We start from the raw sequence: 14,681 nt of genomic DNA, 5'->3' as shown, positions 1-14,681 counted from the left end.
GCGCGGCAGTACGCGAAAACGCCGGGACCCCGGTGCTGGAGCGACTCGCTCCGGCCCGGGGTTCCCGGCGTGTGTGACGTAACTTACGGTGCTTGCCCGCGCCTTGGGACGGCTGCGGGGCCGCGGGTGGAACGGAAGCCGACGGCCTACTGGGTGAGGCCGTCCTCCTGCGTACGGTTGGCCTCCAGCTTGACCTTGGCCCGCTCGACCTTGTTGATCAGCTGCTCGGACATCTTGTCGCGCTGCTTGCGCAGCAGGACGAAGCTGAGCGGCGCGGAGATGACCAGCGCCAGCAGGATCGTCCAGATGAAGTTGGAGCCGCCGAGTCCCTTGGGGATGATGCCGAAGTGGACGAGGACCGCGCAGAAGACCAGGGATCCCATGAAGATGACGATCCGCATCGCGGTGTAGCGGATCGTGGCGCCCGGGTTGGCTACAGACACGGGTGGGGCCTCTCTCTTCGTACCGATGATCGCTGGTGCTTCAGGACCTGCCCGACAAGTGAAGCACGCCCCACTTGCGATCACCCCGGCCGGGGTAGGGGTGCGGCGCGTCGGGGTCAGAGCAGCGGCAGGTACATGATGATGTCGTCGCGGTCGTCGCCGGGGGCGACCCGGATCGCGTCCGGCACCCGGCCCACTTCCTTGTAGCCGCAGGACTCGTAGAACCGGTCCACCCCGGTGCCGCCCCGGCAGGTGAGGCGGATCGCCTCGATGCCGTCGAGGGTGCGGGCGGCGTCCGCCGCCGCTGTCATCAGGTGGCGGCCGTACCCCTTGCCCTGGTGGGAGGGGTGGACCATCACGGTGTACAGCCAGATCCAGTGGCGCATCAGGCGGTGCGTGTTGAGCGTGAGGAAAGCGGTGGCGGCGACCGTGCCGCTCTCGTCGCGGCCGACCAGCAGCCGGACCCGGCCCTCGGTCATCGCGGTCAGATGTTTGATCAGTTCCGGGCGGACGTCGTCGGACGTGACCGGCGGGACGAAGCCGACGGCGCCGCCGGCGTTCGACACATCCGCCCAGAGCGCGGCCACTTCGTCCCGCAGCCTGGCGTCCATCCGCGGGTCCAGTTCAAACGTGAGGCTCATACGACCAGCGTAGGAAAGCACGGAACCCCGGCCGTGCCCGGGGTTCCGTCATCGAGGCAGGGAGAGCGCGACCCGTTCAGAAGCGCATCGGCTGCGGGGCGTCACGGCGGGCCGGGTCCGGTCCGTCGAACTCGCGGACGATCTCGTACTGCGTGTTGCGCTCGACCGGGCGGAAGCCCGCATCACGGATGAGTTCGAGCAGGTCCTCGCGGCCGAGCTTGTTCGGCGTGCCGTAGTTGTCGGCGTCGTGGGTGATCTTGTACTCGACCACCGAGCCGTCCATGTCGTCGGCGCCGTGCTGCAGCGCGAGCTGCGAGGTCTGGACGCCGTGCATGGGCCAGAAGACCTTCACGTGCGGGACGTTGTCGAAGAGCAGCCGGGACACCGCGAAGGTCTTCAGCGCCTCGGCGCCGGTGGCCATCGTGGTCCGCACCTGGAGCTTGTTGCGGACCTTGCCGTCCTTCATGTCCACGAAGTCGTGCTGGTAGCGCAGCGGGATGAAGACCTGGAAGCCGCCGGTCTCGTCCTGGAGTTCACGCAGTCGCAGGACGTGGTCCACGCGGTGGCGCGGCTCCTCGATGTGGCCGTAGAGCATCGTCGCCGGGGTCTTGAGACCCTTCTCGTGGGCGAGGCGGTGGATGCGCGACCAGTCCTCCCAGTGGGTGGCGTGGTCGACGATGTGCTGCCGGACCTCCCAGTCGAAGATCTCGGCGCCGCCACCGGTCAGCGATTCGAGGCCGGCCTCGATCAGCTCGTCCAGGATCTCCGAAGCGGAGAGCCCGGAAATCGTCTCGAAGTGGTGGATCTCCGTCGCGGTGAACGCCTTGAGGGCGACCTGCGGGAGGGCTTCCTTCAGCGCGCTGAGCGAGCGCGGGTAGTACCGCCACGGCAGCGTCGGGTGGAGGCCGTTGACGATGTGCAGCTCGGTGAGGTTGTCGCCCTCCATCGCCTTCGCGAGGCGGACGGCCTCCTCGATACGCATCGTGTACGCGTCCTTCTCGCCCGGCTTGCGCTGGAACGAGCAGTAGGCGCACGAGGCGGTGCACACATTGGTCATGTTGAGGTGCCGGTTGACGTTGAAGTGGACAACGTCGCCGTTCTTGCGCGTACGCACCTCGTGGGCGAGGCCGCCGAGCCAGGCCAGGTCGTCCGTCTCGTAGAGCGCGACGCCGTCCTCACGGGTCAGCCGCTCACCGGCCCGGACCTTTGCCTCGATCTCGCGCTTGAGGCCTACATCGTTGATCGACGCAGTCATGTGCGGCCGCCTCCCATATGCGTACGTAAACAACCAGCCAACCGTACTCCCCCGCCCGCGCGGCTCCGGGACCCGGCTGGCACCCGGCCGGCAACCGCCTCGCTCCCGGTGCCGGGGCCGGGGTCAGCTCGGCTCGGGCAGCTCTCCGACCCGGTTCTCCCACTTGGTGGAGAGCACGATCGTGGTGCGGGTGCGGGAGACGCCCCGGGTGCCGCTGAGCCGGCGGATCGTGCGCTCCAGACCGTCCACGTCGTCCACCCTGACCTTGAGCATGTACGAGTCGTCGCCCGCGATGAACCAGGCGTCCTCGATCTCGGCCAGGTCCTTGAGCCGGTGGGCCACGTCCTCGTGGTCGGCGGCGTCCGAGAGCGAGATACCGATGAGCGCGGTCACCCCGAGGCCGAGGGACTTGGCGTCGACGGTGGCGCGGTAACCGGTGATCACTCCGGCCGCCTCAAGGCGGTTGATGCGGTCGGTGACGCTGGGCCCGGAGAGCCCGACCAGCCGGCCGAGCTCGGCGTAGGAGGCCCTGCCGTTCTCCCGCAGCGCCTGGATGAGCTGCCTGTCCACCGCGTCCATACTGTTGAAGCCTTCCATTGTTCAGCAATATCGCGAGTTTACGTATAGAATCTAAGGCATGCAGGGAAAACGCCCTGCGAATCTTCCATCAGGAGTGATGTTCACCGTGTACACGATCGAGATGGCCTACGCCCGGATGCGCGAGCTTCAGGACCAGGCCAACCGTTCGCGTGACCAGCGGCTCGCCGCCGCAGCCCCGGCCCGCCGTACGAAGCGGCACGCCAAGAAGCGCTGACCGCCGGGCGGTTCCATGACCGCCCGAGTACGTCAGTCCTTGCGGGAGCCACCGAGCTCTCCCTCCCAGCGGCGGTACAGCCGGTGCGGCACCCCTGCCGCATCGAGCACCCGCCCCGCGACGAAGTCCACCAGATCCTGGATGTGCGTCGCTCCCGCGTAGAACGCCGGAGAGGCGGGCAGCACCACGGCGCCCGCCTCGTCCAGGGACACCAGGTGGCGCAGGGTCTGACCGCTGAGCGGGGTCTCCCGCACCGCGACCACCAGCGGGCGCCGCTCCTTGAGCGTCACGCTCGCCACCCGCTGGAGCAGGTCCTTCGAGAGCCCGAGCGCGACCCCCGCCACGCAGGCGGTGGAAGCCGGGACGATGATCATGCCCTTGACCGGGTACGAACCGGAGGACGGCCCGGCGGCCAGATCCCCGGCGGCCCAGTGCCGTACCGCTCCGGTCCCCTCCGCGAAGAGGCCCGGGTCCACCGCGAAGGTGTCCGGCTTCCCGTCCGCGCCCCTGGCCAGCCAGGTCCGCAGATCCTCCGGCCAGTGCGCGTCGCGGAAGGCGATCCCGGTCTCGTCCAGCAGCGTCAGCCGCGACGAGCGGCTGACCACCAGGTCCACGGCCTCGCCCGCGTCGAGCAGCCCGCGGAGCACTGCCGCCGCGTAGGGCGTACCGGACGCCCCGGAGACCCCGACGATCCACGGCCGCCGCGGCTGCTGACTGTGTACATTCACGCGCTCCACGTGTCCGAGCCTATCCGGGCCCGTCCGGCCGGCCGGAGACGGGAGGCGGGTCGCCGACGAGGGGCGGCCCGGACGGGTGTCACACCGTCAGGCCCCGCACCAGCAGATCGAGCAGGGCGCACACGAACAGGGCGATCCCGATGAAGCCGTTGACCGAGAAGAAGGCCCGGTTCAGCCGGGACAGGTCGTGCGGCTTCACGACGTTGTGCTCGTAGACGAAGGCCACCGCGACGATCACCAGGCCGGCCCAGAAGAACGCTCCGGCGTCCGTCGCCACCCCGTACCAGACCAGCAGGGCCGTGGTCACCGCGTGACAGGCGCGGGCGCCGTACAGCGCGGCCGGGATGCCGAAGCGGGCCGGCACCGACTTCACTCCGTCCGCGCGGTCCGCCTGGACGTCCTGGCAGCCGAAGATCAGGTCGAAGCCGCCGATCCAGATACCGACCGCGAGGCCGAGGATGACCGCGTCCCAGGACCACTGGCCGGTGATCGCCAGCCAGGCGCCGACCGGGCCGATGGCCTGCGCGAGGCCGAGGATCGCGTGCGGGAAGTTGGTGAAGCGCTTCCCGTACGGATAGACCACCATCGGGATGACCGCGATGGGCGCGAGCGCCAGGCACAGCGGGTTCAGCGCGGCCGCCGCGACGAGGAAGACGACGACCGCGACCCCCGCCCCCGTCCAGGCCGACTTCACCGAGACCGCGCCGGTGACCAGTTCGCGGGAGGCGGTGCGCGGGTTCCGGGCGTCGATCTCCCGGTCGATGATGCGGTTGCAGGCCATCGCGAAGGTACGCATGCCGACCATCGCGACGGTCACCAGGAGCAGCCGCCCCCAGTGGATGTTGCCGTCCAGCCGGTACATCGCGGTCAGTGCGGCGATGTACGCGAAGGGCAGCGCGAAGACCGAGTGCTCGATCATCACCAGGCGGAGGAACGCCTTGGTCCTGCCCGGTTGCGGCAGCGCGGCGGCGGATGCGCTCACAGGCCGTACTCCTTCCAGCGCTTCGTCACCCGGTCGGCGACAGCAGGGTCGGACCGCACCATCTCGGGCCAGCCGCCGTCCCGGGTGTAGCCCTCCTCGGGCCACTTCCTGGTCGCGTCGATACCGGCCTTGCCACCCCAGAACTGCTGGTAGGAGGCGTGGTCGAGGTGGTCGACCGGGCCTTCGGCGACGGTCAGGTCACGTGCGTAGTCCGTGTTGCCGAGGGCCCGCCAGGACACCTCGTGCAGATCGTGCACATCGCAGTCCGCGTCCACCACGACGATCAGTTTGGTGAGCGACATCATGTGCGCGCCCCAGACGGCGTGCATCACCTTCTGGGCGTGCTTCGGGTACTTCTTGTCGATCGAGACGATCGCGCAGTTGTGGAAGCCGCCCGACTCGGGCAGGTGGTAGTCCACGATGTCCGGAATGATGATCTTGAGCAGCGGCAGGAAGAAGCGTTCCGTCGCCCTCCCCAGCGGGCCGTCCTCGGTCGGCGGGCGGCCGACGACGATCGACTGGAGCAGCGGACGGCGGCGCATCGTGACGCAGTCGATCGTCAGTGCGGGGAACGGTTCCTGCGGGGTGTAGAAGCCGGTGTGGTCGCCGAAGGGGCCCTCGGGCAGCGTCTCGCCGGGCTCCAGCCAGCCCTCCAGGACGACTTCGGCCTGGGCGGGGACCTGGAGCGGGACCGTCCTGCAGTCGACCAGCTCGATCCGCTTGCCCTGTACGAAGCCGGCGAAGAGGTACTCGTCGATGTCCTCGGGGAGCGGGGCCGTCGAGGCGTACGTCACGGCGGGCGGCGCGCCGAAGGCGATGGCGACGGGCAGCCGCTCGCCCTTCCTGGCGGCCACCGCGTAGTGGTTGCGGCTGTCCTTGTGGATCTGCCAGTGCATCCCGATGGTGCGCTTGTCGTGACGCTGGAGCCGGTAGAGCCCGAGGTTGCGGATACCGGTCTCGGGGTGCTTGGTGTGCGTGAGCCCGAGGTTGAAGAAGGAGCCGCCGTCCTCGGGCCAGGTGAAGAGCGCCGGGAGGCGGTCGAGGTCCACGTCGTCGCCGGTGAGGACCACTTCCTGGACGGGGGCGGCCTCCGGCTTCACCTTCTTCGGCGGTACGTGGACCATCGTGCCCAGCTTGCCGAAGGCTTCCCGTACGCCGACGAAGCCCTGCGGCAGCTCGGGCTTGAGCAGGCCGCCGATCCGGTCGCTGATCTCGTCGTACGAGCTGAGGCCGAGGGCCTTGAGCAGCCGCCGGTCGGTGCCGAAGACGTTCATCGCCAGGGGCATCGACGCGCCCTTGACGTTCTCGAAGAGCAGCGCCGGGCCGCCCGCCTTGTTGACGCGGTCGACGATCTCCCCGACCTCCAGATGGGGGTCGACCTCGACCTTGATGCGCTTGAGGTCGCCGTCGCGCTCCAGCGCCCTGAGCAGCGAGCGAAGATCGTCGTAAGCCATGCGGTCCAGTCTGTCATCCCCAGCGGTGAAGCCGGAGCCCGCCATGTGCCGGGCGGGACGGGGGCCGGCCGGTGCGCGGCGGCGAGCCGCGCGGCGGCCGGTGTCCGACCGCTACCCTGTGGCCGTCATCGGGGCGTTGCGGACGTCTCGCAGCAATTCCCGGGGGGAACGTTCGACCATGCTCAGGTATCTGCCCTTCCTGCTGGTCCTGGCGCTCTGGATCTACGCGTTCATCGACTGCCTGAACACGCCCGAGGAGGAGGTCCGCGGTCTGCCCAAGGTCGTGTGGGTCATCGTCATCCTGCTCTTCGGCGAGGTGCTCGTCGGGCCCGTCGCATGGATCGCGGTGGGCCGGACACGGCGCGGGGCGGGCGGCGGGCGGGCCGTCTGGACGGCGCCGGACGACAATCCGGAGTTCCTCAACAGCCTGCGCAAGGGGAACAAGAAGGACAGCGCGAAGGACGAATCGGTGCTCAAGGACTGGGAGGCGGACCTGCGCCGCCGCGAGAACGAGCTGCGCCGCCGCGAGAGCGGCGAGGACGCGACCTGACAGCAGGGCCGGACGGACGGGGCTGACGGACGGGGCTGACGGAGATGGACAGGCGCATGGACATGGATATGGATACGGGCATCGGTCAGGCCGTTCCGGACCGCGCTCTGGCGCGGCGGTGGCTGGCCACGGCGGTCGCCGAGGCGCGGGCCGGGCTCGCGGAGGGCGGCATCCCGATCGGGGCCGCGCTGTACGGGGCGGACGGCACGCTGCTGGGCCGCGGGCACAACCGGCGGGTCCAGGACGGCGATCCGTCGACGCACGCCGAGACGTCCGCCTTCCGCGCCGCGGGGCGGCAGCGGTCGTACCGGGGCACGACCATGGTCACCACGCTCTCGCCCTGCTGGTACTGCAGCGGCCTGGTCCGGCAGTTCGGGATCTCCCGGCTGGTGGTCGGCGAGGCCGCCACCTTCCACGGCGGCCACGACTGGCTGGCGGAGCACGGGGTACGCGTCGTCGTGCTCGACGACGCCGAATGCACCGCGCTGATGCGGGACTTCATCACACGCAGCCCGGAGCTGTGGAACGAGGACATTGGCGCGGAGTGAGGGGCGCCGTCCGCTTCCCGGCGCCCGAAAGCCTATGCCCCTGCCAACCCACCCTCGGTAAGCTGATGTTGACGCAGTGACATCTGCGCACACCGGCGTGGGAGGTGCTGTGGAAAGGGAGTTGTACGCACGGGGCGGTCTCCTCCACGGTCTCGCACCGCGGCTCATCGGTCTGCCGCCGCACGGTTTCCAGCAGACGCCCGTCGAGGCGTTCGGGGGCCGCCGGGACGACCTGCCGGTGACCGTACTCACCGGTGGGCGCGGCATGGGCAAGACCGTCGTGCTCAAACAGCTCCGCACCAACTACCGCGGCCGTACCCCCGTCGCACTCATCGACTGCGAGCACCCGGACTTCGCGGCGCTGCCGTCAGGGCACCGGCGCGCGCCCTTCTGGTCGCCGGCCACCGAGGCACTCTCCGTCCTCGGCGAGCAGCTGGGTCCGGCCGTGCGGGGCGCCGGAGCCATAGAGTTCCCCCGGCTGGCCGCCGGTCTGATGGCCATCGCCTCCACCGGGTGGGACCCGAACAACAGCCAGCAGGTGCACGACGAGGCGCTGCGGCTCGGCCTGCTGGTGGAGTCGGGGGCGCGGCTCAAGAGCCTGGGCAAGGGCTGGCTCGTCAAGCTCACGGCGAAGTTCGCCGCACTGTGGACGGGCGCGCCGCCCGGTCTCGACGTCATCGTGGAGACCACCGTCGAGTCCCTGCTCGAAGACCTCTTCGACCGGGGCCAGCGCGCCGCGGCCAACTGGTACGGGGACTACCCGGGCGCCGGCGGCCACGCCAAGCGCGGGCTGAGTCTGCTGGCCCTGCAGTTCCACCGGGAGCGCGACAGCGACGCCCGCGCGCTCGCCGAGCGGCATCTCGTGGGGGCGCTCCGCGCCGATCTGCGGGCCGCCTACCAGGGGATGGGGCGGCTGCGCCGGGTCGGCAGGCCGCTGGTGCTGCTCGACAACGTGCAGGCGCCGCTGGGCCGCAGGCTCCTGGAGCCGGTGCTGCGCGACCGTGCGGCGGGCCGTCTTGACCAGGTCGTCTTCATCGCCACGCTGCGCGGTGACGACCATCCGGCGCTGCACTCGGCCGAGCGGTGCCTGCTGCCCGAGGTCACCCACTCCACGCCCTGGACGCGGGGCACCGAAGTCGCGTCCGGCGCGCTCACCGTGGGGCTGACGGAGCTGGGCCCGGAGCATGTGAGCCAGCTGCTCGACCGCGAGGACCCGGGGATGCGGACCCCGCCGCTGCTGGCCCGCTCCATCCACCGGCTGACCGGCGGGCGCCCGCTCGGGGTGGCGCTGCTGACGAAGGCCGCCGGGCAGGCGGCCGCCCAGCTGACCGGGCCCACCGTGCCGGTCGACGGCGGCCCCGAGAACCTCACCCCGGGCGAGCTGCTCTCGCTGCCCGTCGCGCTGCGCGAGGACGAACCGGGCCGCCCGACCGCCACCGAGCTGCTCCAGCAGCTGGTGCCCCCGGCCAGGCTCGACCGGCTCGCCGTGCTGGCCGCAGCGCACAGCACGGCGGACGCCGAAGTGCTCGCCGCCGCCCGGCTCGACCACGACGGCGGCCGGGCCGGCGTCCTGCCGATGCGCGATCTGCTGGCCGACGAGTGCTGGCCGGCCGCGCCCGACCACTTCGTCGGCGACCCGTTCCTGCGCACCCTGCTGCTGCACCGGCTGCGCCACCCCACCGGGGAGGCCGCGTCGGCCTCGGAGCTCTGGCGCGAGGTCCAGGAGACGATGCGCGACCACTGCGCGGAGCTGGCTCCGCGCCGCCTCCACCACGAGCTGGCGCTCGGCACCACCGAGAACGCCGTCGCGCATCTGCGGGACACCTTCCGGGCGGCCGACGCCGCCGCCTGGCTCGACGAGCTGCGCTTCATCGCGTCGGCGCCGCACTTCGCGGAGTACGACGTACGGCGCGCGGTGGCGCTGGGACGGACCGACTCCGCGCAGCAGCCGCCGCCCGGCACCGACCGCGTGTTCCATCTGCGCATCCGCCGACTCCTCTACTGCGTATGGCAGTTGACCGACCTGCTGGCGCTGCCCGACGAAGGGCTCACCGAGAAGATGGGCGACGAGCTGGCCCAGCTGTCGGCGCTGCATCCGACCGGCAACGAAGTGCTCTGGCACGCCTCCAGGACCTGGCCGTCGGCCGTCCGGGAGTGGCGGAGCCCGGACCGTACCGCTAGCGACCCAGGGGGCATCACGCCGTGAGCAACAGGTTCCGCGAGTTCTTCTGGTACACGGGTCTGCGCCGCATCCTCACCTCGGCGGTGGTCCTGGTCCTGCTCGCCGGTGCGGGCATCGCCGCGTACGCCCTCTACACCCCGGACCTGCACTGCGCGAAGGGCGTCGACCGCCCCGAGAAGGGGGCGGAGTGCATAGGGGTCAACGGCGACGGTTACGACTTCGGGCGGCCCGCGCTGCACGAGGTGGCGCAGGCCATCGCCCGCGAGAACCGGACGCTCAAGAAGGGCCAGTACGCGACGGTGGCGCTGCTGCTGCCGCTGACCTCGACGGACAGCGACATGGCGAACAAGGTGCTGCACGAGGCGCAGGGCGCGTTCGTGGAGCAGTACCGCGCCAACCACGACGACAACGACCAGGTGCCGAAGATCCGGCTGGTCCTCGCGAACACCGGTATCGGCAGCGACCAGTGGCCCACGACGGTGCGCAAGCTCAAGGGCATGACGGGCGCCCCGGACAATCTGCGCGCCGTCTCCGGCGTGGCGACCAGCAGCGATGCCACCCGCAACGCGGTCAAGGAGCTGACCACCAGCCACATCCCGGTGATCGGCACCACCATCACGGCCGACGACATCTCCAACGGCCCCAACGGCATTCCCTTCCCGGGGCTCGCCCGGGTCTCGCCGACCAACAAGGACGAGGCCGACGCGCTGAAGAACTTCGCGGACATCGACCCGAAGAAGACACTCCTGGTGCGCGACACGCACCCCGGCGACCACTACACGGAGACGCTGCGGGCCGCCTTCAACGGAATGCTGGCGGGCGCCCCGTACGAGGACCGGGTGTACACCTCGCCGCCCGACCAGTCCGAGGACGGCTCGACCGCCAACACCTTCGCGCAGATCACCGACGCGATCTGCTCGGCCCGCAATGTGAACACGATCCTCTTCGCCGGCCGCCACACCCAGCTGCGGCAGTTCGTGAACGCGCTGGGCAACCGGATATGTGTACGGACGAAGTTCACCATCCTCACCGGCGACGAGGGTTCGTACCTCGGCTACGACACCAAGCTCAACAAGAAGGCGCTGAAGCCCAAGAAGGGCGCGGAGCCGGTCATCGTCCAGTACGCCGCGCTCGCGCACCCCGGCGCCTGGTCGAAGGCCACCGACCCGGGCATGCCGGCGACCGGCGGCAGCCCGGCCGACTACACGGCCTTCACCAACGCGGTGGCGACGGCTTCGGGCAACGGCGTCGGGCCGATCGGCCCCATCGACAACGCCTCACTGGCCGACGGCCAGGCGATCATCGCGTACGACGGAATGGCGACCGCGGTGACCGGGATCCGCAGGGCCAGGGCGAGCAGCAGCGTCCTGCCGGACATCGAGGACGTCGGCGCGGTCTGGTCGAAGCTGCAAGGGCCGCTGCGGGTGAACGGCGCGAGCGGCTGGATCTGCCTGGACAACTACGGGAACCCGTACGACAAGGCCGTGGCCATAGTGCAGTTGACGCAGACGGGGACCCAGGAGTTCGTGAAGCTCGCCTGGCCCGCGAAGACGAAGAAGCCACCGGCTCAGGAGTGCCTGCCGCCGCGCGGCCGGTAGGCGGCCCGCAGTTCCTCGCGTCGCTCGGCGCTCCCGGCGGGCCCGGCCGGTCCGCCCGGCCCGCCCGGCCGCAGGGGGTGGCCCTCCAGGGCCTCGTGCAGCAGCTCGAAGTGCTCGTGCCAGCAGGCCAGCGCGTCCGGCCGCCGGTCGTCGGGGCCGGTGAACTCGTGGGTGAAGCGCACCACGGTCGCCTCGGCCCCGACGGATTCCAGATGGAAGCGGATACGGCCGTGTCCGGCGAAGGTGTACTCGGCGACCCGCTCGCCGTCCCAGGCGGTGACGGTCCCGGCGGCCACCACCGGCACATCGGATCCGCGCAGCGTGACCCGGCCGCCGAGCCGCGACTCGAAGACATCGGCGGTGGCGAGCCACCGCCGCAGGCCCACCGGGGTGGCCACCGCACCCCACACCCGGGCCACCGCGTACGGCAGGAAGAGGGCGAACCGCAGGATGTGGGTGTCCCCGTGACTGGTGCTGGTGCCCTGTGCGATCGCCTCGGTCATGGTTCAAGCCTCGCCCCAAGAGGCGTGTTCCACACCGGAAGAGGGCCGGTTCACCGACGCGTGTCGGGAACCGGCCCTCTGCCGGCTGTCGGACTGGGTGGCTGTCGGACTGGTGGCTGTCGGACTGCCGGCTGTCAGACTCCGGCGTAGGAGTGCATGCCGTTGATGAAGATGTTCACGCCGTAGTAGTTCCAGATCCAGCAGGCGAAGGCGAAGAGCGCCAGATAGGCGGCCTTGCGGCCCTTCCAGCCCGCGGTGGCGCGGGCGTGCAGGTAGCAGGCGTAGACGACCCAGGTGATGAACGACCAGGTCTCCTTGGGGTCCCAGCCCCAGTAGGTGCCCCAGGCGTCGCCGGCCCAGATGGCGCCCGCGATGATCGTGAACGTCCAGAGCGGGAAGACCGCGGCGTTGATGCGGTACGCGAACTTGTCGAGCGACGCGGCGGACGGCAGCCGCGAGAGCACCGAATCGGCGAAGGCGCCCGGCTGCTCACCCCGCGCGAGCTTGGCCTCGTAGCGGTCCCGGAAGAGGTAGAGCGCGGTGCCGACGAAACCCATGTAGAACATGGCGCCGCAGATGATCGCGGTCGAGACGTGGATCCACAGCCAGTACGAGTGCAGCGCCGGGACGAGCTGGTCGCTCTTGGTGTAGAGCACCGTGGTGGCCACACCGAGGTCGAGCAGGACCGTGGTGACCAGGGCGAGCCCCAGCCAGCGGACGTTCTTCTTGGTGACGAGCAGGATCAGGTACGCCGCGACCGCCACCGAGGAGAAGGTGATCGAGAACTCGTACATGTTGCCCCACGGCGCCCGCTGCACCGACATGGCGCGGGCCACCACACCGCCCGCCTCCACGAGGAACCCGAGGACGGTCAGCGAGATCGCCATCCGCCCGTACAGGTCGCCCTTCTCGGTGCCGCCGGCGGCGCCGGGTCCGTCGGGGACATCGCGGGAGCCGGCCGCGGACCGGGTGACGATCTTCGGCCGGTCCAGTACGGCGGTGCCACCGCCCTGCTTCTTGACCTGCACGGCGGGGGCGGCGGCCGTGGTCGTCGTCAGCGCGGCGGCCGTACGGCCCACCTTGCTGCGGGCGCCGAACGTCCACTCCGCGATGTGCGCGAAGAAGGCCAGCGTGTAGACGGCCATCGACGAATAGATGAGCACGTTGCTGATGTTCGCCAGGTGCTCATTGGTTGCGGCGGCGAGATTCACTTCTCGGCCCCTTCGGGAGTCTCTGCGGATGCAGCGGAATCAGGCGCCGACGGCGCCACTGAATGGAGCGTTGCGGCCAGGTCGGCCAGCTCCTCGGGGAGCTTCGCGGATTCACTCCGGCCGAGCCCGGCCATCTCCACGACGGTCACGCCGTCCTCTCCCCGTACGGCGCGGACCCAGACACGGCGGCGCTGGATGAACAGCGATCCGGCGAGGCCCGCGATGGCCGCCAGCGCGCCGGCGAGCGCGTAGTCGGTGCCGGGCTGCTGCGAGATCTTGAAGCTGGCCCACTGCTTGACACCGAGGAACTGGATCGAGCCCTCGCCGTGCGGCAGCTTCATCGTCTCGCCGGGCAGCAGGAGCTTGGCGAGCTTGTTGCCCTTGCTGTCCTTGTACTGCGTCATGTGCTTCGAGTTGAGCTGGTACACGCTCTGCGGCAGCCCGGAGTCGACCCCGAGGTCGCCGTGGAAGCCGGAGACGGCCATCACGGGGAAGTCGAGCCCCGGGAAGGTGGAGAACATCGAGCCCTTGCCCTTGCCGGCGTAGGTCGGCACGAACATCGTCTGGAAGCCGAGCTGCTCCTTCTTGCCCGCGGCGTTGCGGTAGCCGTCCATCACCTTGATGGCGCCGGTCGACGTGGCGTTGGAGTCGAGCGGCAGCAGCGGCACCGCGTCGCGGTAGATCTCCTTGCCCTTGGCGTCCTTGACCGCGACGATCGGCGCGTAGCCGTGCGAGACCAGGTAGACCTTCGAGCCCTCGATCTCCAGGGGCGTGTTGACCTTGATGACGCCCTTCTTGTCCTTGCCGTTCGCGCCGTCGGAGTACGTCACCTGGGCTTCGTACTTGCGGGGCGTGCCGCGGTTGGGCCCGTTCTTCTCGTACGTGCCGACGAACTTGTCCAGCGTGAAGCTGAACGGCTTCAGATTGTCGGGGTCGAAGAGCGTGCCGGCCGTGAAGTCGTCGTACTGGGTGAGGGTGTTGGAGAAGCCGTCGCCGTCGACGACGAGCTTGCCGCCCTGGGACTTCCACAGCTGGCCGCTGGCGAAGGAGACCAGGAGCACGATCAGCGCGATATGGAAGAGCAGGTTCCCGGTCTCGCGCAGGAAGCCCTTCTCGGACGCGACGGCATCACCGGTGATGTGCGCGCGGAACCGGCGCTTCTTCATCATCGCGAGCGCGGCGTCGCGGACGGCCTCGGGCTCGGACTCCGTACGCCAGGTCGTGTACGCGGGCAGCCGGGTCAGCCGCTTGGGCGCGGCCGGCGGGCGGCCGCGCAGCTGTCCGACGAACTGCCAGGTGCGGGGCACGATGCAGCCGATGAGGGAGATGAACAGCAGGATGTAGATCGCCGAGAACCAGACCGAGCTGTAGACGTGGAAGAGTCCCAGCTTGTCGTAGATCGGCGCGAGCACATCGTGCTTGGCCTTGAAGTCGGTGACCTTCAGGGCGTCGATGCTCGTCTGCGGGATCAGTGAGCCGGGGATCGCACCCAGCGACAGCAGAAGCAGCAGGAGCAGCGCGACCCGCATCGAGGTCAGCTGCCGCCAGAACCAGCGGATCCAGCCGATGACACCCATGGCGGGGAGGCTGGAGACCGGTTCCTCCCTGGGCGCGGTGGAGAGCTGCGACCCGGCTGCGCCGAGGTCGTTCTCGCTCTCCGCGGTGTCGCTCCCGGCGGTGTCCGCGGCCTCTTCCGGAGGGGCGCCTTCCGGGTTCTCGGCCTCCGGGTTCGTGGCGTCCGTCGTTTCAGTCGTCTTGCTCAT

At 70.0% G+C, this 14,681-nt stretch carries 15 protein-coding genes; 5 read left to right on the top strand and 10 right to left on the bottom strand.

Features of this window, described 5'->3' with window-relative positions; genetic code table 11:
- Positions 1-146: 146 nt before the first annotated feature.
- The 4 genes from OHB13_RS21350 to OHB13_RS21335 form a co-directional block, all read right to left on the bottom strand.
- On the bottom strand, positions 147-443 hold the full coding sequence (locus tag OHB13_RS21350) for a DUF4229 domain-containing protein (protein ID WP_266854513.1): 297 nt from the start codon (positions 441-443) through the stop codon (positions 147-149).
- A 116-nt stretch (positions 444-559) separates the two neighbouring features.
- The gene (locus OHB13_RS21345) at positions 560-1,084 is read right to left on the bottom strand and encodes a GNAT family N-acetyltransferase (RefSeq protein ID WP_266854514.1); all 525 of its coding nucleotides are present in this window, start codon (positions 1,082-1,084) and stop codon (positions 560-562) included.
- Between the two features lie 76 nt (positions 1,085-1,160).
- Positions 1,161-2,339 (bottom strand): aminofutalosine synthase MqnE, encoded by a 1,179-nt coding sequence (gene mqnE, locus OHB13_RS21340; RefSeq protein WP_266854516.1) that lies wholly within the window; start codon positions 2,337-2,339, stop codon positions 1,161-1,163.
- A 123-nt stretch (positions 2,340-2,462) separates the two neighbouring features.
- On the bottom strand, positions 2,463-2,918 hold the full coding sequence (locus OHB13_RS21335; protein WP_164259277.1) for an Lrp/AsnC family transcriptional regulator: 456 nt from the start codon (positions 2,916-2,918) through the stop codon (positions 2,463-2,465).
- 97 nt (positions 2,919-3,015) lie between these two features.
- Between OHB13_RS21335 and OHB13_RS21330 the strand changes: the two genes are divergently transcribed.
- Positions 3,016-3,153, top strand: coding sequence for a hypothetical protein (locus OHB13_RS21330; RefSeq protein ID WP_327299891.1), 138 nt, complete (start codon positions 3,016-3,018; stop codon positions 3,151-3,153).
- A 32-nt stretch (positions 3,154-3,185) separates the two neighbouring features.
- Here OHB13_RS21330 and OHB13_RS21325 read toward each other — a convergent pair whose 3' ends face one another.
- From OHB13_RS21325 to OHB13_RS21315, 3 genes are all read right to left on the bottom strand, one after another.
- On the bottom strand, positions 3,186-3,881 hold the full coding sequence (locus tag OHB13_RS21325; protein ID WP_328380359.1) for a UbiX family flavin prenyltransferase: 696 nt from the start codon (positions 3,879-3,881) through the stop codon (positions 3,186-3,188).
- 88 nt (positions 3,882-3,969) lie between these two features.
- Positions 3,970-4,872 carry a menaquinone biosynthesis prenyltransferase MqnP gene (mqnP, locus tag OHB13_RS21320; protein WP_328378164.1) on the bottom strand — a complete coding sequence of 301 codons (903 nt, stop codon included), beginning with the start codon at positions 4,870-4,872 and terminating at the stop codon, positions 3,970-3,972.
- On the bottom strand, positions 4,869-6,326 hold the full coding sequence (locus tag OHB13_RS21315; protein ID WP_328378163.1) for a menaquinone biosynthesis decarboxylase: 1,458 nt from the start codon (positions 6,324-6,326) through the stop codon (positions 4,869-4,871). The genes mqnP and OHB13_RS21315 overlap by 4 nt, the downstream gene beginning before the upstream one ends.
- Positions 6,327-6,504: 178 nt before the next feature.
- Here OHB13_RS21315 and OHB13_RS21310 point away from each other — a divergent pair, with 178 nt between their 5' ends.
- The 4 genes from OHB13_RS21310 (at position 6,505) to OHB13_RS21295 (ending at position 11,204) form a co-directional block, all read left to right on the top strand.
- Complete coding sequence (locus OHB13_RS21310) at positions 6,505-6,876, top strand: PLD nuclease N-terminal domain-containing protein (RefSeq protein ID WP_328378162.1); 372 nt, start codon at positions 6,505-6,507, stop codon at positions 6,874-6,876.
- A gap of 56 nt (positions 6,877-6,932) precedes the next feature.
- Positions 6,933-7,424: a nucleoside deaminase gene (locus OHB13_RS21305; RefSeq protein ID WP_266854524.1), complete on the top strand. Its 492-nt coding sequence runs from the start codon at positions 6,933-6,935 to the stop codon at positions 7,422-7,424.
- A gap of 109 nt (positions 7,425-7,533) precedes the next feature.
- Positions 7,534-9,630 (top strand): hypothetical protein, encoded by a 2,097-nt coding sequence (locus tag OHB13_RS21300; RefSeq protein WP_328378161.1) that lies wholly within the window; start codon positions 7,534-7,536, stop codon positions 9,628-9,630.
- Positions 9,627-11,204 (top strand): hypothetical protein, encoded by a 1,578-nt coding sequence (locus OHB13_RS21295; RefSeq protein WP_328378160.1) that lies wholly within the window; start codon positions 9,627-9,629, stop codon positions 11,202-11,204. Before OHB13_RS21300 ends, OHB13_RS21295 begins: the two co-directional genes overlap by 4 nt.
- On the opposite strand, the gene OHB13_RS21290 is transcribed toward OHB13_RS21295, so the two are convergent.
- The 3 genes from OHB13_RS21290 to resB form a co-directional block, all read right to left on the bottom strand.
- The gene (locus tag OHB13_RS21290) at positions 11,174-11,707 is read right to left on the bottom strand and encodes an SRPBCC domain-containing protein (RefSeq protein ID WP_328378159.1); all 534 of its coding nucleotides are present in this window, start codon (positions 11,705-11,707) and stop codon (positions 11,174-11,176) included. The two genes, OHB13_RS21295 and OHB13_RS21290, sit on opposite strands and share 31 nt — an antisense overlap.
- Before the next feature lie 134 nt (positions 11,708-11,841).
- On the bottom strand, positions 11,842-12,918 hold the full coding sequence (gene ccsB / locus OHB13_RS21285; protein WP_266854530.1) for a c-type cytochrome biogenesis protein CcsB: 1,077 nt from the start codon (positions 12,916-12,918) through the stop codon (positions 11,842-11,844).
- Positions 12,915-14,681, bottom strand: coding sequence for a cytochrome c biogenesis protein ResB (resB, locus tag OHB13_RS21280; protein WP_328378158.1), 1,767 nt, complete (start codon positions 14,679-14,681; stop codon positions 12,915-12,917). Before resB ends, ccsB begins: the two co-directional genes overlap by 4 nt.

The organism is Streptomyces sp. NBC_00440, from assembly GCF_036014215.1.
Lineage (GTDB): Bacteria > Actinomycetota > Actinomycetes > Streptomycetales > Streptomycetaceae > Streptomyces.
This window is presented reverse-complemented; position numbering and strand designations above follow the sequence as displayed.

What these genes read in the sequence shown, in the direction of transcription:
- mqnE (WP_266854516.1), bottom strand. Translation starts at nt 2,339, where the DNA reads ATGACTGCGTCGATCAACGATGTAGGCCTCAAGCGCGAGATCGAGGCA.
- OHB13_RS21335 (WP_164259277.1), bottom strand. Translation starts at nt 2,918, where the DNA reads ATGGACGCGGTGGACAGGCAGCTCATCCAGGCGCTGCGGGAGAACGGC.
- OHB13_RS21305 (WP_266854524.1), top strand. Translation starts at nt 6,933, where the DNA reads ATGGACATGGATATGGATACGGGCATCGGTCAGGCCGTTCCGGACCGC.
- OHB13_RS21345 (WP_266854514.1), bottom strand. Translation starts at nt 1,084, where the DNA reads ATGAGCCTCACGTTTGAACTGGACCCGCGGATGGACGCCAGGCTGCGG.
- OHB13_RS21315 (WP_328378163.1), bottom strand. Translation starts at nt 6,326, where the DNA reads ATGGCTTACGACGATCTTCGCTCGCTGCTCAGGGCGCTGGAGCGCGAC.
- resB (WP_328378158.1), bottom strand. Translation starts at nt 14,681, where the DNA reads ATGAGCAAGACGACTGAAACGACGGACGCCACGAACCCGGAGGCCGAG.
- OHB13_RS21310 (WP_328378162.1), top strand. Translation starts at nt 6,505, where the DNA reads ATGCTCAGGTATCTGCCCTTCCTGCTGGTCCTGGCGCTCTGGATCTAC.
- OHB13_RS21290 (WP_328378159.1), bottom strand. Translation starts at nt 11,707, where the DNA reads ATGACCGAGGCGATCGCACAGGGCACCAGCACCAGTCACGGGGACACC.
- OHB13_RS21330 (WP_327299891.1), top strand. Translation starts at nt 3,016, where the DNA reads ATGTTCACCGTGTACACGATCGAGATGGCCTACGCCCGGATGCGCGAG.